16 protein-coding genes and 1 pseudogene are annotated in these 20,242 nt (G+C 64.6%); 7 read left to right on the top strand and 10 right to left on the bottom strand.

Annotated elements, in window-relative coordinates; genetic code table 11:
- The first annotated feature begins 41 nt into the window (after nucleotides 1–41).
- From LWC34_RS15545 to LWC34_RS15535, 3 genes are all read left to right on the top strand, one after another.
- Nucleotides 42–986, top strand: coding sequence for an AraC family transcriptional regulator (locus tag LWC34_RS15545; protein WP_233725771.1), 945 nt, complete (start codon nucleotides 42–44; stop codon nucleotides 984–986).
- A gap of 71 nt (nucleotides 987–1,057) precedes the next feature.
- On the top strand, nucleotides 1,058–3,097 hold the full coding sequence (locus LWC34_RS58055; RefSeq protein ID WP_308200046.1) for a prolyl oligopeptidase family serine peptidase: 2,040 nt from the start codon (nucleotides 1,058–1,060) through the stop codon (nucleotides 3,095–3,097).
- A gap of 270 nt (nucleotides 3,098–3,367) precedes the next feature.
- A complete protein-coding gene (locus tag LWC34_RS15535) occupies nucleotides 3,368–4,033 on the top strand; it encodes a type 1 glutamine amidotransferase domain-containing protein (RefSeq protein ID WP_233725769.1) in 666 nt (221 codons plus the stop codon).
- Between the two features lie 102 nt (nucleotides 4,034–4,135).
- Here the strand turns inward: LWC34_RS15535 and LWC34_RS15530 are convergent.
- Nucleotides 4,136–4,448 (bottom strand): annotated as a pseudogene (locus tag LWC34_RS15530) (hypothetical protein); the annotation flags it as partial.
- A gap of 382 nt (nucleotides 4,449–4,830) precedes the next feature.
- On the opposite strand from LWC34_RS15530, the gene LWC34_RS15525 reads away from it, so the two are divergent.
- Nucleotides 4,831–5,154, top strand: a complete 324-nt coding sequence (locus LWC34_RS15525; protein ID WP_233725768.1) for a hypothetical protein — start codon at nucleotides 4,831–4,833, stop codon at nucleotides 5,152–5,154.
- 45 nt (nucleotides 5,155–5,199) lie between these two features.
- On the opposite strand, the gene LWC34_RS15520 is transcribed toward LWC34_RS15525, so the two are convergent.
- From LWC34_RS15520 to LWC34_RS15500, 5 genes are read right to left on the bottom strand one after another with little or no spacing between them, the layout of a single operon-like run.
- Nucleotides 5,200–7,668 carry a glucosidase family protein gene (locus tag LWC34_RS15520; protein ID WP_233725767.1) on the bottom strand — a complete coding sequence of 823 codons (2,469 nt, stop codon included), beginning with the start codon at nucleotides 7,666–7,668 and terminating at the stop codon, nucleotides 5,200–5,202.
- Nucleotides 7,665–8,486, bottom strand: coding sequence for a carbohydrate ABC transporter permease (locus tag LWC34_RS15515; protein WP_233725766.1), 822 nt, complete (start codon nucleotides 8,484–8,486; stop codon nucleotides 7,665–7,667). The genes LWC34_RS15520 and LWC34_RS15515 overlap by 4 nt, the downstream gene beginning before the upstream one ends.
- Entirely contained in the window at nucleotides 8,483–9,451 is a 969-nt protein-coding gene (locus LWC34_RS15510; protein WP_233725765.1) for a carbohydrate ABC transporter permease, read from the bottom strand. Before LWC34_RS15510 ends, LWC34_RS15515 begins: the two co-directional genes overlap by 4 nt.
- Nucleotides 9,448–10,728, bottom strand: a complete 1,281-nt coding sequence (locus LWC34_RS15505) for an ABC transporter substrate-binding protein (protein ID WP_233725764.1) — start codon at nucleotides 10,726–10,728, stop codon at nucleotides 9,448–9,450. Before LWC34_RS15505 ends, LWC34_RS15510 begins: the two co-directional genes overlap by 4 nt.
- Before the next feature lie 58 nt (nucleotides 10,729–10,786).
- Entirely contained in the window at nucleotides 10,787–11,797 is a 1,011-nt protein-coding gene (locus LWC34_RS15500) for a LacI family DNA-binding transcriptional regulator (protein ID WP_233725763.1), read from the bottom strand.
- A gap of 126 nt (nucleotides 11,798–11,923) precedes the next feature.
- On the opposite strand from LWC34_RS15500, the gene LWC34_RS15495 reads away from it, so the two are divergent.
- The gene (locus tag LWC34_RS15495) at nucleotides 11,924–13,699 is read left to right on the top strand and encodes a glycogen debranching N-terminal domain-containing protein (RefSeq protein ID WP_233725762.1); all 1,776 of its coding nucleotides are present in this window, start codon (nucleotides 11,924–11,926) and stop codon (nucleotides 13,697–13,699) included.
- Here the strand turns inward: LWC34_RS15495 and LWC34_RS15490 are convergent.
- From LWC34_RS15490 to LWC34_RS15480, 3 genes are all read right to left on the bottom strand, one after another.
- Nucleotides 13,691–14,836, bottom strand: coding sequence for an epoxide hydrolase family protein (locus LWC34_RS15490; protein WP_233725761.1), 1,146 nt, complete (start codon nucleotides 14,834–14,836; stop codon nucleotides 13,691–13,693). The genes LWC34_RS15495 and LWC34_RS15490 overlap by 9 nt on opposite strands.
- Before the next feature lie 73 nt (nucleotides 14,837–14,909).
- The gene (locus tag LWC34_RS15485; protein WP_233725760.1) at nucleotides 14,910–16,241 is read right to left on the bottom strand and encodes a bifunctional transcriptional activator/DNA repair enzyme AdaA; all 1,332 of its coding nucleotides are present in this window, start codon (nucleotides 16,239–16,241) and stop codon (nucleotides 14,910–14,912) included.
- Between the two features lie 43 nt (nucleotides 16,242–16,284).
- Nucleotides 16,285–17,247: an ABC transporter substrate-binding protein gene (locus LWC34_RS15480; RefSeq protein ID WP_233725759.1), complete on the bottom strand. Its 963-nt coding sequence runs from the start codon at nucleotides 17,245–17,247 to the stop codon at nucleotides 16,285–16,287.
- Between the two features lie 127 nt (nucleotides 17,248–17,374).
- On the opposite strand from LWC34_RS15480, the gene LWC34_RS15475 reads away from it, so the two are divergent.
- Both LWC34_RS15475 and LWC34_RS15470 read left to right on the top strand, forming a co-directional pair.
- On the top strand, nucleotides 17,375–18,487 hold the full coding sequence (locus LWC34_RS15475) for a serine hydrolase domain-containing protein (protein ID WP_233725758.1): 1,113 nt from the start codon (nucleotides 17,375–17,377) through the stop codon (nucleotides 18,485–18,487).
- The gene (locus tag LWC34_RS15470; protein ID WP_233725757.1) at nucleotides 18,487–19,554 is read left to right on the top strand and encodes a serine hydrolase domain-containing protein; all 1,068 of its coding nucleotides are present in this window, start codon (nucleotides 18,487–18,489) and stop codon (nucleotides 19,552–19,554) included. Before LWC34_RS15475 ends, LWC34_RS15470 begins: the two co-directional genes overlap by 1 nt.
- Here LWC34_RS15470 and LWC34_RS15465 read toward each other — a convergent pair.
- Complete coding sequence (locus LWC34_RS15465; RefSeq protein WP_233725756.1) at nucleotides 19,551–20,006, bottom strand: hypothetical protein; 456 nt, start codon at nucleotides 20,004–20,006, stop codon at nucleotides 19,551–19,553. The genes LWC34_RS15470 and LWC34_RS15465 overlap by 4 nt on opposite strands.
- Nucleotides 20,007–20,242 lie beyond the last annotated feature (236 nt).

The raw sequence follows: 20,242 nt of genomic DNA, 5'->3' as shown, positions 1-20,242 counted from the left end.
TGAGAAGCTCGTTTCCATAATCATGCGTCTAATCTGGCCGTGTGGACGCACTCGCGAATCTCCTGGACGGTCCGCGCGCCCGAGGCGCGTTCCTGCTGAAGGTCGTGCTCGATCCGCCATGGGGCATTCACGTCAAGGACGAAGCGACACTCGCGCTGGTCACGATGATGCGCGGCGGTGGATGGGTGATGCTGGGCGACGCTGCGCCGATGCGGATGAATGTCGGCGATGTCGTGATCGCGCGAGGTCCGGCGCCGTATGTCCTCGCCGACGATCCGGCCACGCCGCCGCAGGTCGTCATCCTGCCGGGAGACCACTGCGTGACGCTGTGGGGTGAGCCGTTGGCGGAGAAACTGGGGCTGGGCATCCGCACGTGGGGCGACAGCGTCGACAGCGGCACGATGATGCTGATCGGGACGTACCAGATATCCGGCGAGGTGAGTAGGCGGCTGCTGGACGCGTTGCCGCCCATGATGATCGTGCCGGCGGGGACGTGGGACTCGCCGATCATCCCGGTTCTGGCCGACGAGATCGTCAAGGACGAACCGGGCCAGTCTGTCGTGCTTGACCGGCTACTTGATCTGGTGCTGATCACGGTGTTGCGAGCGTGGTTCGCCCGTGCGGAAGCCGAAACGCCAGCTTGGTATCGCGCACACGGCGATCCGGTGGTGGGTGCCGCGTTGCGGATGATCTACAACGACCCCGCGCAGCCATGGACGGTCGCCAGTCTCGCGGATGCGACGGGGGTTTCCAGGGCCACGTTCGCGCGCCGGTTCACCGAGCTCGTCGGCGAATCACCGATGGCGTTCTTGACCGACTGGCGGCTGGTCCTGGCTGCTGACTTGTTGCAGGAACCCGATGCGACGGTTGGTTCGGTTGCCCGGAAAGTCGGTTATGGCAGCAGTTTCGCGCTCAGTGCGGCGTTCAAGCGGGTCCGTGGCGTGAGTCCGCGGCAGCACCGGGAGAGCTTGGTCGCGGAACGGTAAGCCGCCTTGCGTGGTATTTGAGATGATGACATCATGCGAATGATGACAGCATCTCAAGTGGAAGGGTTGACGTGACTCCTCGGCGACCGGTCAGCAAGACGATTGGCGGCGTGACCTTTGAGGACCCGTACGATTGGCTGCGGGACTCCTCCGACGAGGTACGCGAATGGCAGGACCGTCAGGTGGCGCGGGCTGTTCGCACGATCCGCGAGTCGCCGAACTTCGAGGTCGTGCTGGAGTCGTTGCGCGCCATGCCGTCGAGCGTGGACAGCCTGCTAGGTGTTCGTGTTGCTGCGGGCGGGCGATGGTTCTGGTTAGGACGCAATGGTCCGGCGCAGGCACTTCTCGTCTCCGATTCGCTGGACGGTCCCGGTCGGGTGCTCGTCGACGCCGCGGAAATGACTGCCAGGCGCGGGGATGAGCGTCCAACGACCTTCATTTACGTGATTCCGTCGCCTGACGGGCGCTTGGTGGCGTTCAGTCACTCTGCAGGTGGCGAAGCTTTCGGCCAGTACGGCGTGGTCGAGGTGGAAACAGGACGCTTGCTTGACGTGGCCGCGCCGACCATGCAGGGCAACATGCTCCGCGTCGACTGGCTGCCGGATGGGACGGGTTTCTTCCTGAGCGGCCGTACACCGGAAGGAATGCACGCACTCCGCTTTGTCTCGGTGACCGCGGCGGAACGGCCGGAAGCTGTGTTCTCGTTTGACAATGTGTCACCGACTGCGCTCGGGTTGACGCCACAGGTCTCGCCATCCGGTCGGTATGTGCTTGGGGTGACGGTCCCGCATGAGTACACGGCTTCGGTGATCGGGGATCTGTCGACAGGCCAATGGCGACGTTTCACACCACCTGATTTTGGTGAGGAACTCCACGGTGCGTGGCTGGACGACGACACCTATCTGGCGATCGTGACCGACACACCACGAGGGCGCGTAGTCGCGATCCCTGCGGCGACATCCACCGACCGTGCCACCTGGCGTGAGATCATTCCAGCTGGTGACCGAGTTCTACGCGCATTGGACATTGTGGATGGTCGGCTGGTCATCTCGGCCTTGCGGGACGTTTCGTTGGACATCAGCGTGCACGAACTCGACGGCACGTTCGTGGGCACCGCGCCGCTGCCGCCCGCTAGTGCGTCTTTTGGCCTTGTGCTTGATCGGGTGCGGCCGCGATCGGACTCGTTCATCTTCGCTGCCAACACTTTTACCTCAGCTGACACGGTGTATTGCCTTGATGTCCGCGCGGTCGATCTTGCCGTGCTCTCAGAAGGGCCGAGCCTGCATGGCATCGAAGTCACGCAACACTTCGCCACTTCGGGGGATGGCACGCAGGTCCCGTACTTCGTCATTGCCAAAGCCGGTGTCGAGATGCCACGGCCGACCTTGGTGAACGCCTATGGTGGGTTCAACATCCCGTGGCTGCCGGTCTTTCTCGGCAACACTCTGCCGTTCATCGAAGCTGGCGGGATCTATGTCCGCGCGAACCTCCGAGGCGGCAGCGAATACGGCCGCGAATGGTATGAATCCGGGCGACGGCAGGACAAACAGAACGTCTTCGACGACCTGCGTGCCGTCGCCGAGGACCTGCGGGCGCGCGGCATTGCCAGCTCACTGGCCTTCCATGGGGCTTCCAACGGTGGCCTGCTCGCGGGTGTCGCGGCCGTGCAACAGCCCGACCTATGGCAGGCGATCGTGGCACAGGTCCCGGTGCTCGACGTCCTGGAACCACTGTCCGGAGTGGAGGGCGCGGACGCTATCCTCGCGGTGTACGCCAAGGACTATGGCTCCCCAGAGGAAGACGCCAAGACCCTTGCTTCGTACTCGCCGTACCAGAATGTCCAACCGGGAGTGTCCTATCCGGCAGTCTTGCAGGTCATCGGCGAGCACGACATCGGCTGCCCACCCTTCCAAGGCCGAAAGTTCACCGCAGCCCTGCAGCACGCCACAACCAGCAACAACCCAGTACTGCTGAGAATCTGGCCGGACGTCGGCCACGGCAGCCTCAACCCAACGATCGCAGCCGAAACCCGCGCCGAAATCCTGACATTCCTGATGACCCAACTAGGCCTCACACCCCACCCAACAACACCCCGTGTCCACCATTCCTGAACACCGTGTCCACCGTTGCTGAAGACCGTGTCCGCCGTTGCTGAACGGTGTGTCCACCATTGCGGCACAGCGTGTTGACCGCTGCTTGCGGGTTTGCTGCTTCCAGCTGGGTTGTTTCGTGGGCACCCGGCTTTGCTTTGGCCATCCTTGACCGCGCGCCCTTCGTGCAGGTATCCGGTCGCTTCGCTCCGGGTTCGGTTGAGCGTGGGTGGATTACTTCTGGTGGAATGGCCGTTGTCGTGATCACCAGTCGAGGAAAGGACGACATTCATGGCAAGGGTCCTCATGGTCATCACCGGCGCTGACTCGCTTGTGCTGACAGACGGTTCCGTGCATCCCACTGGGTTCTGGGCCGAGGAGGTCGCGGCGTCGCACAAGGTCTTCGTCGAGGCTGGCGTCGATGTCGACTTCGCCACACCTGGCGGTGTGCGGGCGACGCCCGACAAGGGCAGCCTGGTCGCACCATTCGACGAGTACCTCGACAGCATCGCCGACGCCCTCGCCAAGCCGTTGGTGCTCAGGGAGGTGTCGTTCGGCGACTACGATGCCATCTACTTCCCAGGTGGCCACGGGCCGATGACCGATCTCGCGGAGGACAAGGACGTGGCGAGGCTGCTACGGGCCGCGGTTGACCAGGGCAAGATTGTCGGTTCTCTGTGCCATGGCCAAGCCGCACTTTTGAGCACGGCTGTGGATGGCGAGTTCGCATTTGTGGGTAAGCGGCCGACCGTGTTCAGCGATACTGAGGAGCTCAAGGGTGGTACGGGGGAGAAGACTCCGTACTTCCTTGAGACCAGGTTGCGGGAACTCGGGGCGATTGTCGAAGTCGGTGCGCCTTGGTCGGACACAGTGGTCGCGGACGGCACCCTGATCACCGGCCAGAACCCACAGTCGAGTGTGGATACCGCGAACCACGTTGTCGCCGCGTTGCGATGAACCCGCCGAGCCGGTTGCTGAGTCGGCCGAGCAGGGTGAGCACGGCGACGCTCAGCATGATCAATCGCAGCTGAAGCGGGGTGTGTAACAAGCCGAGCGCGACGATTCCCAGGTGATGATGCCGTCCTTGACGTACACGTTCCACCGGCACGAGCCGGTGCAGTTGACCCCGTGTGTCGACGGGACGACCTTGTCGTGGCTCCAGCGGTCGCGGTAGAACGCGTCCGCCTTGGCGGAACGTCGCACGCAGGTCGTCGGACACCTCCTGTTTGGTGAGAAATCGGCTGGTGGACAGCAGCAGATCGCTGGCCAAGGTTTTCTGGGCGCGCAACGGTCGCGGGTGCCGGGTCTTGGTGCCGCGAGGGCCGGTTTTGGCGCGTTGAGCGCCGCGAGGGTGGCCTTCGCGGCATTCCATCCGGTCGCGTGTGCGGTCTGCGCACCCGGCTTCTATCAGGTGGTAGTTCGCTTGCGCCACAGGCGATACTTGTTGTATCACGTTCAATGAGGTTGCCTGGCAATGGGTGTGTGACAGCCTGGACCTCACTCATGATCGAGTGCGGCAAGTCGGTCACCGGCCAAAACATACCGTCTACATCGGACTGGAAGCTCGCCGGGAACTGTCTTCAGTGGACAGTTGAGCGAGCGGTTCAATGCCCCTGGGCATCGTGGCAAGATTGTGCCATTGCGTTCGTGCGAATGGCTGCTATATAGGCATGGTTGTTGACATTTGATCGTTCAACAAAGATGGTTGCGTTGTGCCGCCGTTATTTCCTGTTCGTCGTATTGAGGAGATCCCCTTGCGGAAAACCGCCATCAAGATCGCGTCGACCCTTGCTGTCGCGGGTGCGATGACCGCTGCCCTGCAGGCCCCTGCCGCCGCGTCCGAGCTGCCGAAGGGCTTGAACTTCTGGTCGGGTGTGCTGACCGGGGTCGAGAAGAACTACGCCGCGGTTCCCGCGGGCTGCACGGCAATCCCGTTCGGTGCGGGTTCGGTGTCCAACCAGACGCCCACCGACATCTACGTGTTCGAGACCTCGGACTGCTCGGGCGTCAAGCGGGCGTACCCGTCGACCGAGCTGCGCAGCTTCAACTTCGTCGGCAAGAGCTTCAAGGCCGCCTGAGTTGAACAGGGTGGGGCCGTATCCGAGGGGGAGCGGCCCCACCTGCTATCGCGTCCGAACTTCCACGCGGGCTGAGGTGGCAGCGATTGCCACGTGCACCTCCGTGCCGCGGGTTGTCTGAACCAGCGAGTACTTGACGGGCTTGCCGTCCAGGAGCACTGAGGACACCGGCGAAGGAACGACAAGGCCCACAGTCAGTGCTGCGGAGACCGAACGTGACTGTACCGAAGTGCGAAACACGTTCCCGCTGCGCGATACAGAGACATCCACGCAACCGGCCCCGACACGGATGTCCCTGCCGCTGATGGAGTTCTGGTCAGGCGGCAGTTGCGGGATCACAGCGAGGCGGCCGTTGCCGAGGTCCGGCGAAACTCCGAGCTGCTGATTGACGACCGGCCAGAGCGTGCCGTACGTGCCCCACGCCTGCAGCGTCATGGACCGGTCGTAGAACGGCCGATCGATGTTGGCCTTGAAATCGGGTGAGGGCGCGACCTCTGGCATGGCGCCCGGGGTCTCCCAGACCGCGGGATCGAGTTGGATCCGTGCGTTGCCGGTTGTGTAGCGCCGCGCGGAAAGGCCGAAGTTGCCCAGCGCCACCGCCATCACGGCCGTGTTCAAGGAATACGTGGCTCGTTCGCTTGCCACAGTGGACACAAGAGGATCGCACGACGGCCCGGGGTTGCCAGCTGGGGCGCTGGTTGGGCCGGTGCCCGTGTGATAGGTCCCGAATTCGCCGTTGTAGCAGTCGCGGGAACGTTGCACGAGCGCTTGGTGGCCTCTCGCGGCTGAGGCGATCGGACCTGCCTCCATCGGTGTGATTCCGGTCCAGTGCCGTTGGAACACTGGCTTGTTGTCGTTCGAAGGATCGGCTGGGTCGTCGATCGACTCCGCGTATCCGACGCCCTGCGGGACCCACCACTGCGCTTCGAACCGGCTCAGCAACGAGGAAGCCTTCGAAGCGGCCCACGAGGCGACCGCCTGATCATGCTTGCTGGCAGCCAGATCGGCGAGGTCACGCAGGCCGCGGATCAAGTACACGGCACTGTCCAGCTTCTCCTCGCCCATGCCTTGGCGTTCGACGTTGCCAAGGCCCTCAGGCCAGCCGTCGCCGTCCTTGTCCAGTGTTTCGGTGATATAACGCATGTTCCGGACGGTGAAGTCGTACATCTCGTCGCGGAATCGGGAGTCACCGGTCCAGCGCCAGACCAGCGCGACTGTGCTCGGGAACTTGGCGGTCTCGTCAGTGTTACCCGCGGACTTGTTGCTTCCGAAGTAGACGTCTCCTGTGGACACGACTTCGTGCACCACTTTGCCGCTGCGATTGTTCAGCATGTCACTGACATTGCGCAGTGCTCGGAGGTGATCGCGGACAATGTCGAACTGGCCAGCCGCGACGGCCGGGTAGGCCGTGTATTCACCATCTGTCCCGAAAAGCCAGGGATAGTCTGGGAATCCAGCGGCGAGCCACCGCATCTTGGGTACGGTACCCACAGGTGCGGGATAGTCCTTGCCCTCGTTGACATCACGAATCCGCGCGTCGCGGGCTTCCTGGACCGAGTCGAGCAGGTTGTGCTTGCTCCACTCGATACTCTGCTGCAACAACCGGTCACCCGGCAGGTCGACCACCGTGGACGAAGCCGCCGCGCGTCGCGCTGCGACGGTCTCACGAAGACTGCCTGCTGGATCACGTAACACCTTGTCCAACAAGGACCGTGCCTCGGCGCTGTTGTCACCGCCGGTGACGGCGAACCAGACTGTGGACGGACGGCCAGCGGTCAGCTGGAGTGAGTACGTCAACCGGCCGCCGGTTCCCTTGCCAAAAGCGGAATCGTCGCATCGTGGGGGAGCAGGACCATCGGCCGGGCAGATGACAGCGGGATCCTGCGGGCCTCGGTAGTGAGGACCTAGCGCTTGGTCAACAGGACGCACCGAAGCCCCAACCGCTGCCGCGCCAACGGGATCCTGGAAAACCAATGCGCCATCCCCGAAAGACCCGGAGTCCGGAGCGTTGGTGCCCGCGTTGGGAGTCGTCCAGCCCCAAGGATAAGCGGGCATCAACTCAGAATGGGCGTCCATGGCCAGCCGAACGTCACGGCGGCGATCGGCCCGCAAAGTCAGCCCGATCACGGTCGCCCGGCTCCCAGAAGGCACGAACTCCACGCGTTCCGCCGATATCCCACCGCCGCCGTACGAAAACCGTTGATACCCATGACCGCGGGAATACCGAATCGCGGGAATGTCCTTCCCGAGCCACGATCCGTCCGCCGCGAACCACACGCCATCCAGTAGCTTCACCGGCGGCGCCCAGAAACCTCCCATCTCGCCACGGATGTGCCAGCCAGTCGCCGGATACAAGCCGGATTCGTCACCCATCGTGAACGCACGATCTCCAGCGACCAACGCGCGCCGATCACTGAGCCGGGCGGTCTCCGACAATTCATCCGAAACAGTGGCCGACGCGGTCGACACGGGTAACAGGGCAGCCACCAAAGCCGTTACTACCAAGGTTTTCACTTGACACCTCCGGCAGTCAGCCCGGCGATGATCCGTCGCTGGAACACCAGAACGAGGATGACCAAGGGGACGGTGACGACCACGCCTGCCGCCATCTGTGTACCAAACGGCTGGTCGAACGCATACGCGCCGGTGAACCGGGAAATGGCGACGGTCGCGGTCTGCATGTTCTTGTCGTTAACCATCGACAGCGCGATGATGAACTCGTTCCACGCCGTGATGAAGGTGATGATCGCGGTGGTGAACACGCCGGGCGCGGCCAGCGGCAGGATGATCTTGCGGAACGCCTGCAGCCGCGTGCATCCGTCGATCATCGCGGCTTCCTCGAGTTCTCCTGGCATCTGCCGGAAGAACGCGTTGAGATTCCACACCGCCAACGGCAGCGCGAACGACATACTCGGCACGATCATCGCCTGGTACGTGTTGATCCAGTTGATGTCCGTGAACAGCTTCAGCAACGGCACGACCAACGAGATCCCTGGGAACATGGAAGTCGCGATGATCATCGCGGCGACCGCGTTCTTGAACCGGAACCGAAGCCGCGCCAGCGCGTACGCCGCCGAGAGTCCGATCAGCAGTGTCAACACTGTGGCGATCCCAGCCACCACCACGCTGTTGAGCAGCGCACGGCCGAAGCCGACGTCCACACCGAACACCGCGGCGAAGTTCGTGACAGAGATCGGGGCCGGAAACGGCGAAAGCGAGAACTGGTCCGACGGGCGCCGGAACGCGGAGGCCAGCATCCAGTAGAACGGCGTGAGGCAGTACAACAGAATCGCCGCGAGGCCAACGTATCGAAGCGCAACACGAGTGTTCACGCGTGCACCACCTCAGGCTTCGCCAACCGAGGAGGCGCTTTTCGAGTGCGTTCTCGCGCCTCGCCAATGACATCGGCCCCGAGCAGTTTCACGAACACGAGCGCGGCAACCGCCACATAGATGAACAACACCGTGGCATACGCGGCCGCAGGCCCGAATCTGAGGTTGCTTGCCTCATCCCACGCCAGCATGGTCAGTGTCTCAACGGATTCCTTGCGGTTTCCAATGAGGACGAACGGCAAGTCGAACATCCGCAACGAGTCCAGCACTCGGAACAACACCGCGACGACGAGTACCGGTCGGACAAGGGGAAGGGTGATGGACCAGAACTGCCGTACCGGACCCACACCGTCCACTCTGGCCGCTTCGTAGATGTCCCGAGGGATGATCTGCAACCCCGCCAGTACGAGCAAACCGATGAACGGCGCGGTTTTCCACGTATCCGCGATCATCACCGCGACCTTCGCCTGCCAGCCCTCGGTCGTCCACAGCACCTGGCTGCCGATGATCGCGTTGGCCACGCCGTCGGCCTGGAAGATCCACTGCCACAGGATCGCGGACACCGCGGTCGGAATCGCCCACGGAACCAGGATCCCCGCGCGCACGATGCCTCGCCAGCGTAACGCCTGGTGCATAACCAAAGCCATCGCGACACCGATGATCATTTCGGCGGTCACCGTCACCACCGTGAACAAAGTGGTGTTGCCGAAGGCGTTCCAGAACCGGCCGGCCGCGTCCCCGGTGAAGATCGCCGCGTAGTTGTCCACACCCACGAACTGCTCGCCCTGGACGACGAATCCGTCCGCGTCGATCGTCTGCCCGGTCCGGTACAGCGACTCACGCAGTGCCGCCACCAGCGGATAGCCGACTACCAGACCCAGAACGACGAACGTGGGGGAGAGCAGCAGGGCGGCGAGCCGTCCGGCTTCGCTCGTCGCCCTGCTGCCCCGGCTCGTCGGAGTCACTTGAGCAGATCCTGCAGCTTGGTCTGCAGTTCCTTCAGCGCTGTGCCGCTGTCCTTGGCTCCGGTGATCGCCCCGTACGCCGCTTCCTGGATCGCGGTGGTGACATCGCCGTACCGGACGGCCTTCGGACGCGGCTTGGCTGCCATGATCGCTTCCTTGAGCGTCGGCAGGTACGGGAACTGTTTGACCAGCTCAGGGTCGTCGTACAGGTTGGCGCGGGTCGGCGCCTGCGAGGTGGCCAGCAGGTTCGACCGCTCGGCGGCGTCGGTGGTGAAGTACTTGATGAAGTCCAGCGCGGTGGCCTTGTTCTTGGCGAACGCCGAGATCGCGAAGTTGTGCCCGCCGAGGCTGGCCGCACCCGGGCCTGCGCCGACGCCGGGCAGCGGAGCCACGTCGAACTTGCCCGCGACCTGCGAGGAACCGTCGGTCTTGTTCGCGAGCGCCCACTGGTACGGCCATTGGCGCATGAAGATCAGCTCACCGGCTTGGAACGAGCGGCGGCCGTCCTCTTCCTTGAACGTGATCGCCTTCTGCGGGAAGGTGCCGTTCTTGAAGCCCTCGACGAGCTTGTCCAGCCCGGCCTTGGCTTGCGGAGTGTCCACAGTGGGCTGCCCGGCTTCGTTGACGATCGCGCCGCCAGCGGTGTGCACGGCCTCGTCGAAGTTGACCGTCAGGCCCTCGTACTTCTCGAACTGCCCGGTGTAGCAGCTCATGTTCGCGCCTTCGGGCAACGCCTTGACCTTCTGGCAGGCCGCGGTCAGCTCATCCCACGTCTTCGGCGCCGTCAGGCCTACCTTGTCCAGCAAGTCCTTGCGGTAGAACAGCAATCCCGCGTCGGAGTAGACCGGAACCGCGTACAGCTTGCCGCGGTATTCGCCGGTTTCCACGGCAGGTTTGAGGAAGTTCTCCAAGCCGAACTGGTCACGCGGCAGTTCGATGGCCCATCGGTTGGCCGCGAACTCCGCGGTCCAGACCACGTCAAGGGTCAATATGGTGTACGCGTCCGACTTCACCTGCGCGTTCTGCACGAGCTGCTGGCGCTGGGCGTCCGCGGACTCCGGCAGTTCGACGATCCGCACTTTCTCGGTCGGGTGCGCGTTGTTCCACTCGTCGGTCAGCCGCTGCATGTTGTTGGACGTGTCCTTGCCGGTGACGAGCGTGATGTCGCCACGTCCTTCGAGTGCCGGAGCGGCGCCAGTGCCGCCGGTCGATCCCGTTGAACCGCTGTCGCTGCCGCACGACGCGGCCAGAAGCGCAACGCAGGCCAAGGCAGCCATGCGCAGTCCGGTCCTCGTTGACCCTGCCATCAGCTTGTCTCCCATCCCAGTTTGTCGGTCACAAATCCACTGGCGCACTGCATCTGGACACGATCTGACCGGCCAGCAGCACACCGGCCGGGTCCTGCTCGGCGTCAAGCCGCTTGACCAGGGCCGATGTGATCTCCGCTGTCGGCTGGCTGACCGAAGTCAGGCCGCCTTCCACCGAACTGGCAAGCACGGAGTCGTCGAAACCGGTCACCCACACGTCATGTCCAGGACGCAGCTTGCGGCGCCTGAGCTCGCCGACGACACCCACTGCGAGCAGGTCACTTGCCGCGACGATCGCTGTCGGCGGGGTACTTCCGTCCAGCAGCTGCGCCGCGGCGCTTGCGGCGCCGTCCATGCTGTCGGAATCGGCGTACGCGGCCTGCTCCAACAGGCCCAGCCGGGCGCATTCGTCCTGCCATCCGCGCTGCCGGTCCTTCCCGGCGCCCATGGCGAGGAGATCGCACCAGCCGACAAAGGCAATCTGGTCGTGCCCGGCCGAATGCAGCCTGCGAACCAGTTCGGCGCACGCACCCGCGCCATCCACGTCCACCCACGGCCCGGGCTGTTCACCCTGCTCAGGCCACGTACGACCGAAAGACGCGAACGGCACGCCACGGCTGGCCAGCCAGGAATGCCGTGGGTCGTCGGGCACGGTGTCGGAGAGGATGAACGCGTCAACCGCTCGCTGGGCGATCAGATCGGCGTACGTGGCGATGCCCTGCTCGCCGTCCGGTGCGGTGAACACGAGCATTCGCCTGCCGGTTCCCTCGATCGCCTCGGTGAGCGCGTGCAGGAACGGATCCATGAACAGGCTCCGGCCGGGACGGCGTGCGAGGCAGTAGCCGATCAGCCCGGCCTGGCGGGTCGCGAGGCTGCGCGCGGTGCGATTCGGCTGGTAGCCGAGCGCCTCGATCGCGGCCTGGACTTTGACCCGCGTGATCTCCTCGACCCGGTGTGGCGCGTTGAGCACGTTCGACACTGTCTGACGTGACACCCCGGCATGCGCCGCGACCTGGCGAAGCGTGACCGCTTGTCTCACTGTCCACTCCAGACTGTTGGTCGCTGAGCGTGGCAGCTGGCATACTGTCCGCGATTTGACCGGTCAAATTGGACGGGTAACTGTCGCTGACGGCAGTCGCCCGTGTCAAGTACGGCGGGAGGACTTGTGACCGGACCGAGCACATCCCTGCACTCGCTCGTCACCGTGCTGAAGGCGCCTTCCCTTGTGCTGTCGGACAAAGACGGGCAGCTGTCCGGTTCGGGGCCGTCCGGATGGTTCATCAGGGACAAGCGTGCGCTTGCTCGTGTCCAGCTGACGATCGCGAATACGGACGTGGTGACGGTTGGTCGTCATCAGGAAAGCCCGTGGACAGCGTCGTTTCACTCGGTGGCAAGGGATTCCGGGGCGCAGTGGCGGGATTCGACGCTGCATGTCCGGCGGTCGCGCGTGCTTGAGGCATCGAACCTGATGGAAGGTTTTGAAGTAACCAACTTTGATGCCAGAAACCGGACACTGACCGTGACTCTGTACGTGGCTACGGACTTCGCGGGTGTGGATGCGGTGAAAGCCGGTCGTGTCACTGAGTTGATCGCGCCTGACGTCACCGGCGAAGGTCTGCGCTGGCAGGAGTCTGTGACGCTGCGTGCTTCTCCGGCTGGCGAGGTCGCGATCCGTGGCGGCGTCGCCGAAATGACCTGGCAGGTCTCCCTAAACGCGGGGGAGACATGGCGGCTTGCACTACACGCCGAAGCCTCGCCAGATCCCGCGGATTTCGCTTCGAATCCGGGTATTAGTCCAAAGTGGACGAAAACGGCGAACGACGTCGCCGACGCCAACCTTGAAGACCTGCGGGCGTTGGTGCTCGCTGACGGCGACGACATCTACGCGGCGGCAGGAAGTCCCTGGTATCTCACGCTCTTCGGCCGTGACTCGATCTGGGCCGCCCGGCTGATGCTGCCGTTGGGAACCGAGCTCGCCGCGGGCACTGTCCGTGCACTCGCCCGACGCCAGGGAACCCGGCATGACCCGGATTCCGAGGAGCAGCCGGGAAAGATCCCGCACGAGCTGCGGCCAGGCCCGATCGACACCGGCCAGGTGCAGCTGGCCTCGCGCTACTACGGCACGATCGACGCCACACCGTTGTGGATCTGCCTGCTGCACGAAGCCGGGCTGGCCGCGCAGTTCGGGCCCCAGCTGGCGGCGGCAATGGAGTGGCTGACCGGCCCGGACGCCGATCCGGACGGCGATGGCCTGATCGAGTACTTGCCCTCGGCGTCCGGCGGGCTGACCCACCACGGCTGGAAAGACTCGCACGACGCGTTCCTGCATCAGGACGGCCGTCAGCCGACCGGCCCGATCGCCCTGTCTGAGGTCCACGGATACGCCTACGCCGCGGCCGCACTGACCGGAAGTCCACAGTGGATGGACTGGGCCGAGCGGCTGAAAGAACGGTTCCGCGCGACCTTCTGGGTGCAGGACGCCTCCGGCCGGTATCCGGCGATCGCCTTGGACGGCGACAAGAAGCCCATAATCGGAGCGACATCCAACATGGGCCACCTGCTGGGCACGGGCCTGCTCGATGCCGAGGAGGTCGAGCTGGTCGCGGCCCGTCTCAGCCGCCCGGACATGCTGACGCCGTACGGACTACGCACCGCAACCGCCGACAGTCCGACGTTCAACCCGTTCAGCTATCACCGGGGCTCTGTTTGGCCGCATGACACCGCGATCGCCATGGTCGGCCTTGCCGCCGAAGGGAAACACGAGCTCGCAACCCTGCTGGCTGAAGGGATTCTGCGAGGCAGCGAGCACTTCGGCGGCCACACCCCTGAGTTGTACGCGGTTTTGGACGATCAACCGTTGGCGTACCCGAACGCGTGTGTGCCGCAGGCCTGGTCCGCCGCGGCTGTCGTGCGTGCTGGGTTGTACCTGGCGTCACCGTAGCGGCCGGAAGAACTCGCGGATCTCGTTAACCAGGTCTCCCGGTCGTTCCAGCGCCGCGAAGTGGCCGCCTTTGTCGAAGTGGGTGTACCGCTGCAGGTTGTACGCACGCGCGACCCACTCCCGGGGCGGGACGAAGTTGTCCTTGGCGAATGAGGCGAAGCCGGTCGGCGTGTCGACGTAACCGGGCACGTTGCGGCCGAGCATGCCCTCGGTGTGCATGGTCTCGTAGTACAGCCGGGCGGACGTGGTGATCGTGTTGGTCAGCCAGTAGAGGGTGATGTCGGTGAGCAGTTCATCCTTGCTGAAGATCGACTCGAGGTCACCGCCGTTGTCGCTCCACGCACGGAATTTCTCCACGATCCACGCGGCCAAGCCCGCGGGTGAGTCGGAAAGACCGGCACCCAGCGTGGCCGGTTTGGTGCCCTGGATCTGGGCGTACGCGCCCTCCGCGGAGAAGAAGTGGTCAGCGGCGGCCAGGAAGTCCTGCTCGGCTGCGGTGAGCGGGGTGTCGTCGAGCACAGGCGTCGCGCCCATGAGGTTCAAGTGGATCCCGACGACGTGGTCGCTGTGGTCGCGGGCGAGACGGCTGGTGACCTGTGCGCCGAAGTCGCCACCCTGCGCGCCGAACCGTGCATAGCCGAGGGCGTCCGTCATCAGTTTGGCGAACAAGGCTCCCATGGCCGTCGGGTTCATCCCGGGCGTACCAGGGTGCGGGGAGAAGCCGAAGCCAGGCAGGCTGGGCGCGACCACGTCGAACGCGTCGGCCGGGTCTCCGCCGTACGCTGCCGGGTCGGTCAACGGGCCGATGATCTTGGTGACCTCGTAGAACGAACCAGGCCAGCCGTGCGAGAACAGCAGCGGCAACGGCTTGGGCCCCACGCCCTTGGCATGTACGAAGTGGACGGTCTGGCCGTCGACCTCGGTGAGGAACTGAGGCAGCTCGTTCAGCCGTGCCTCGACCGCGCGCCAGTCGAACTTCGTGTGCCAGTACTCCACCAGTTCTTCGAGATAACCGGGTGGCGTGCCCAGCGTCCAGTCCTGTCCGGACAGTGCGGGCGCGAACCGGGTCCTTGCCAGCCGATCCCGCAGATCCGTGAGCTGTTCCTCGCTGATGTCGATCCGGAATGGACGTACCATCTTCTTCCTCCTCTGTGGTCTCTGCCTTCGAGGATGGCTCGGCCACGGGCAGGAGGCTGGCAGATTTGCGACATCAGCCTCTCAGGTACTCGGTCGCGTAGGCACGCCACGGACGCCATGCGGACGCCTGCTGTGCCAGGCCGAACCGCTGGACAACGGGGTCATCAGCGCTGAAGGCGTCGGGATCGCCGAGGGCGCGCTTGGCGATCGTCTCCACAGGCAGGGCGCTGATACCGGGCATCGCCGCGAGTTGGGCCCGAACCCGAACCCAGTCGCTGCCGACTCCCAGATCGAGTGAACGATCGGCCAATGCTCGCACGAGTTCGCCACCGATATCGAGCGCTGCCAACGTGATCGCACTCGGAAACACGTGGGTGAGCCCGCCCACCGGATCCGGCACCGGAGTGCCCTGGGCAACCAGCTCACCCGATCCGACCACGGTTCGGACAGCGAACTCGTCCGGGCACACGGTCCGAGCCACTCGACGGCCAGGATCCTTGTCCACCAACGGTTGCAACACTGGGTCGGCTCGCAGCAGCTCGTCGACGGCGACCGGGTCGGCATCGAGGTCAAGCAGCCATCGGCACCGGGTGATGGCCGTTGCAAGGTCGCGCAGGTCAGCCAGGGTCAGCCGGCAGTCGATGTGGTCAGGATGCGGTCTCAGCGCCACAATGCCGTGGCCGTGTGGCAAATCCAGCGTCCGACGGTACGTGTCATCGCGCCATTCCTCAACGCCGGGCAGGACGTCGAGCTGGCTGAACAGGTTGTCGGCACTGAGCGGCTGACGAAACGGCAACCGCAGGGACAAGGTCCCGGGCGCCGCGGACTGCTGGTGTCGGCGGGCACGTACCCGCAAGTCGCTGGGCGTCAAGGCAAAGACCTCACGCACGGTGTCGTTGAAGGTCCGTACGCTGGCGAATCCGGCGGCGAACGCGACATCGCCCAGCGGCACCTCGGTCGTCTCGATCAGCAGGCGCGCGGTCTGTGCGCGTTGCGCCCGTGCGATGGCCAGCGGCCCCGCGCCCAGCTCCGCCTGGAGCTGCCGCTGGACCTGGCGAACGCTGTAGCCGAGCTGCGCGGCCAGACCCGGGATGCCGTCCCGGTCGACCACTCCGTCCGCGATCAGTCGCATCGCGCGCGCCACCAGGTCAGCGCGTTCGTTCCAGTGTGGCGAGCCTGGACTGGCGTCCGGCCTGCAGCGCCGACATGCCCGGAAACCGGCCTGCTGAGCAGCTGCCGCGCTTGGGTAGAAGCGCAGGTTCTCGACCTTCGGCGGCTGCGCCGGGCAGCTGGGTCTGCAGTAGATGCCGGTGGTGGTCACTGCCGCGTAGAACCAGCCGTCGAAGCGGGCGTCTTTGGCCAGCACCGCCCGCGCGTAGGTCTCCTCGTCCACGCGTCCTAGCATCGTCCCTGGCCGGGCACCTCGCTAGCGGAAATGCGACACGGACCTACAGTGCGTTGACGAACTGGTCGTCGAACAGCCCGTCGAGGGACGGCCGGGCGGGTATCAGACCGGCGTCGACCATGAAGTCGGCGACCTGACCGGCCCGTTGCTGCAAGCTCTTGGTGCCGAAAAAGGACTGGTTTTCCTGCTTGGTCAGGAAAGTCGTTCCTGGCTGATACGCCCGATAGGCCACAGTGGCCACGCCTGCCCCGCGGGCCATGATTTCGATGGCTTCGTCCGGATTCCGTTCGATCCACGCGAGCGTCTCGAACCACGTATTGACCAGGCGCTGCACCAGGTCCGGCCGGCTGCGAGCCAGGTCTGCCCTGGCCACAAGCAGGTCAGGGATCGAGGTCGGGAAGTCCGCTGAACTGGTCACCGGACCACTGCCCGGCCGGGACAACGCGATCGACGTATGCGGCGCGAAAGCCCCAACCGCGTCGACGTGACCTGCGGCGAAGGCGGCTGCCGCGGAGTCGGTCAATGTCGAGACGAGCTGAACGTCACCTTGGTGGAGTTTGGCCCGGTTGAGCGCGAGCAACAGCAGATAGTGGTCGACCGTGCCGGGCTCAACGGCGACCTTCTTGCCTTTGAGGTCGGCGACGCGGGTGATGCCGTCACGGGCGATGATCTGGTCGTTGCCCGTGGAGGTGTCGTTGACCAGCACGATCTTCTGCCGCCCGCCGCTGCTGGCGGAGGCGATGGTGTCGTTGAGGGTCTGGCTGTTCGCGTCGATCGCCCCGGTCGACAAGGCGGTGAGGCTGTCGGTGTAGCTGTCGAAGTACCGCAGATCAACGTCGACGCCGTTGATCTTGAAGAAGCCGCGCTCCTTGGCGACCTGCCACGGCATCCAGCCGGGCCACGCGGAAAACCCCAGCTTGATCTTGCCTGGTGCGGGCGGCGGGGCACCGCAGGCTGAGACGGCTAACAGCACAGACACGAGTGCGGCGAGCAGGCGTGATCTCATCCGAACTCCCATGGGCGACATTGGCAGGGTGCGAACAACCTACTAGCAGGGGTGGAGCCACCTACACCACGAATAGGCAACTTTCCACGATCGCGCGTGACTGCCCGTGACTGACAGGGTTTGTGGCGTGAAAACGACAATCAAGCTTGCGAGCCTGATCGTGGCCTTCGGGGTGGCGGCCGGTGCGGCCACCGCGTCGGCGGCACCGCCGAATGACCTGGAGCACTTGGTCAAGAACGAGAAGTTCCCTGGTGCCGTCCTGGTCACACAGTCCACTTCGTACACCGCTGGGGTGGCACGACGCGGCCAACCTGGGAAGCCGCCGGTGAACGGCAGGGTCCGGGCGGCGAGCAACACCAAGACATTCGTTGCCGTGGTGATTCTGCAGCTGGTGGCCGAGGGCAAGATCGCGTTGGACGCGCCTGTCGAGACCTATCTGCCGGGTTTGGTGCGCGGGGACGGCATTGATGGTCGCAAGATCACCGTGCGTCAGCTGTTGCAGCACACCACTGGGTTGCCGAACTACACCGCGTACATCGGGCTGGAGGACTTCGAGGCGTTCCGGAACCGCTATTACGAGCCACGGCAGCTGCTCGAGCTCGCGTTGGCGCATCCGGCGAATTTCCAGCCGGGGGAGCGCTGGGAGTACAGCAATACCAACTACATTCTCGCCGGGATGGTGATTGAGCGGGTGACCGGACGCCCGGTCGCCGAACAGGTCACCAAGCGAGTGATCGACAAGATCGGCCTGCGGGACACGTACTGGCCGGGTGTGGGGGACAAGACCATCCGTGGCCAGCACCCACAGGGATATGGCTTGGCCAAGGATGGCTCGGTTATCGACGTGACCTCGTTGGATCCGTCCGCGGGATGGGCCGCCGGGCAGCTGATCTCCACGCCGCGTGACCTCTCGACGTTCTTCGCCGCGCTCCTGGACGGCCGATTGCTGCCTGCCGCGCAGTTGTCTGAGATGCAGAAGACGGTTCCGTCGGACATGTTCCCGGGATCGGGCTATGGGCTTGGGTTGGCTCGTATCCCGCTCAGTTGCGGGGGCGTGTATTGGGGTCATGGTGGCGATATCCCTGGTTTCGAGACTCGTGGTGGTGCGACCGAGGACGGTCGTCGGGTGTCGATCGTGGTGACTGCGCTGCCGGGCACGTTCGACCCGGCGAACGCCGATCGTGCGCACGCGGGCGTCGTATCCACTGTGGACAAGGCATTTTGCAAGGGGGACAAGTGATGAAACGTGCGTTGGTCGGTGCTGTGATGGCTGTGGCACTGCTGGTTCCCGCGTCCTTCGCGGTTGCCGCACCGGGCAGGAATCCCGTGCAACCGATCGTTGACTCGGGATACGCGCCTGGTGCGTTGGCCGCGATTCAGCGCGATGGCACCTTACGCTCCTATGTCGCGGGCAGGAACGTTCCGGTGAACGGGCATATCCGAATCGGGAGTAACGCCAAGGCTTTCGTGTCCGTGGTGATCCTGCAACTGGTCGCCGAGGGGAAGGTTTCCCTTGACGGCCCGGCGCAGCGGTATGTGCCTGCTGTCAAGGACAAGCGCATCACTGTAAGGCAATTGTTGCAGCACACCAGTGGTTTGCCGGAGTACACGGAAAGCATCGGGCTTGACCGGATTGGGGAGGTCCGTAACCGCTACCTGCGGCCACACGACCTGCTCGACATCGCGCTGGCACAGCCAGCTCAGTTCGAACCTGGCGCGAAGTTCCAGTACACCAACACGAACTACATTGTTGCCGGGTTGCTTGTGCAGCAGGTGACCGGGCGGCCGGTCGAGGAGCAGATCACCTCGCGGGTCATCGACCGCCTTGGTTTGCGCGACACGTATTGGCCCGCTGAAGGCGAGCTGGGTTTGCGCGGCAAGCATCCGCGCGGTTACCACCTGACCGACGAGCGCGACCCGAAGTCGCCGGTGATCGACATTACCGAGATGGACCCGTCGTGGGCCTGGGCAGCCGGGCAGATGGTGTCCACTCCGGCCGATCTGGCCACTTTCTACCGAAAGCTGCCAACCCTGCTACCGCCTGCGCAGCTGGCCGAGATGCGTGAGACGGTCGACGCAGGCCAGCCTGGCGTCCACTATGGACTCGGTCTGGTGTCTCAGGAATTGAGTTGCGGCGGTGTCGCGTGGGGACATGGCGGCGGCATTCACGGCTACATGACGATCGCGGCCGCGACCGACACCGGCCGGGCAGCCGCGATGGCACAGACAGCTTTGCCGGGAACGTTCGGCGACCCGGTGGCCGGGGTAAAGGCTGCCAAGGACGTCATCGACAAGGCGCTCTGCTAGCCGATTCCCTGGGGGTAGGGCGCTGACTGGAAATCCTTGTCCAGTTGCTTGATGGTCCGTGGCAGCCAGCGCGCGGCCTGCTCAGTGACCACGGCCGCGGGCAGGCCAGGATTCGGATCGCGCGGATGAGGCTTGGCGATGGATTGCAAGGCCCACGCGAACGCGACCACGGGCGCGATCCTCGTCCACCGGTCCACGTCGATACCGAGCAGGATCATGGCTCGCATGAACGCGAACCAGCCGTGGTACGCCCTCGGCGGGTTGCCGTCCATGGTGTGGATCTCGGCAGCGATGTCCGATGTGGCGTTCGCCCGCCGCGGGTCGTCGAGCACGCCCTGGCCGAACCACGAGAACGCCAGCACGAAGTCCGCGGATCGGGGCTGGTGGATGCGGTCGAACAGGCCCGGTTGGAACTGGGAGAGATAGGTCAGCGGCGCCCGCAGTGGCGTCACGAACTCCGCCCAGTTGTGGGTAGTCCGGTAGTTTGCTGAGCTCCTGCCACTTGTTCAGGAACAGTGGCAGGTAGTTCGGCGCGCCGCCGAAGAACTCCTGCATCTGGTTGTACGCGGCCACCGTCTCGTCGGCGGCACCTTGTGTCGACGCTTCGTCGAACCGGTACCAGAACTCGTTCGCCCGCCGGTCACCGAGCATGCCCGGTACCGGCGGGAAGTCGGTGCCGGCCGACGCG

Source organism: Kibdelosporangium philippinense, from assembly GCF_021390435.2.
In the GTDB taxonomy this organism is placed as follows: Bacteria; Actinomycetota; Actinomycetes; order Mycobacteriales; family Pseudonocardiaceae; genus Kibdelosporangium; species Kibdelosporangium philippinense.
The sequence above is the reverse complement of the archived record's forward strand: the minus strand, read 5'-3'. Positions and strand labels throughout refer to the sequence as shown.

What these genes read in the sequence shown, in the direction of transcription:
- LWC34_RS15470 (WP_233725757.1), top strand. Translation starts at nt 18,487, where the DNA reads ATGAAACGTGCGTTGGTCGGTGCTGTGATGGCTGTGGCACTGCTGGTT.
- LWC34_RS15505 (WP_233725764.1), bottom strand. Translation starts at nt 10,728, where the DNA reads ATGGCTGCCTTGGCCTGCGTTGCGCTTCTGGCCGCGTCGTGCGGCAGC.
- LWC34_RS15480 (WP_233725759.1), bottom strand. Translation starts at nt 17,247, where the DNA reads ATGAGATCACGCCTGCTCGCCGCACTCGTGTCTGTGCTGTTAGCCGTC.
- LWC34_RS15490 (WP_233725761.1), bottom strand. Translation starts at nt 14,836, where the DNA reads ATGGTACGTCCATTCCGGATCGACATCAGCGAGGAACAGCTCACGGAT.
- LWC34_RS15535 (WP_233725769.1), top strand. Translation starts at nt 3,368, where the DNA reads ATGGCAAGGGTCCTCATGGTCATCACCGGCGCTGACTCGCTTGTGCTG.
- LWC34_RS15485 (WP_233725760.1), bottom strand. Translation starts at nt 16,241, where the DNA reads ATGCTAGGACGCGTGGACGAGGAGACCTACGCGCGGGCGGTGCTGGCC.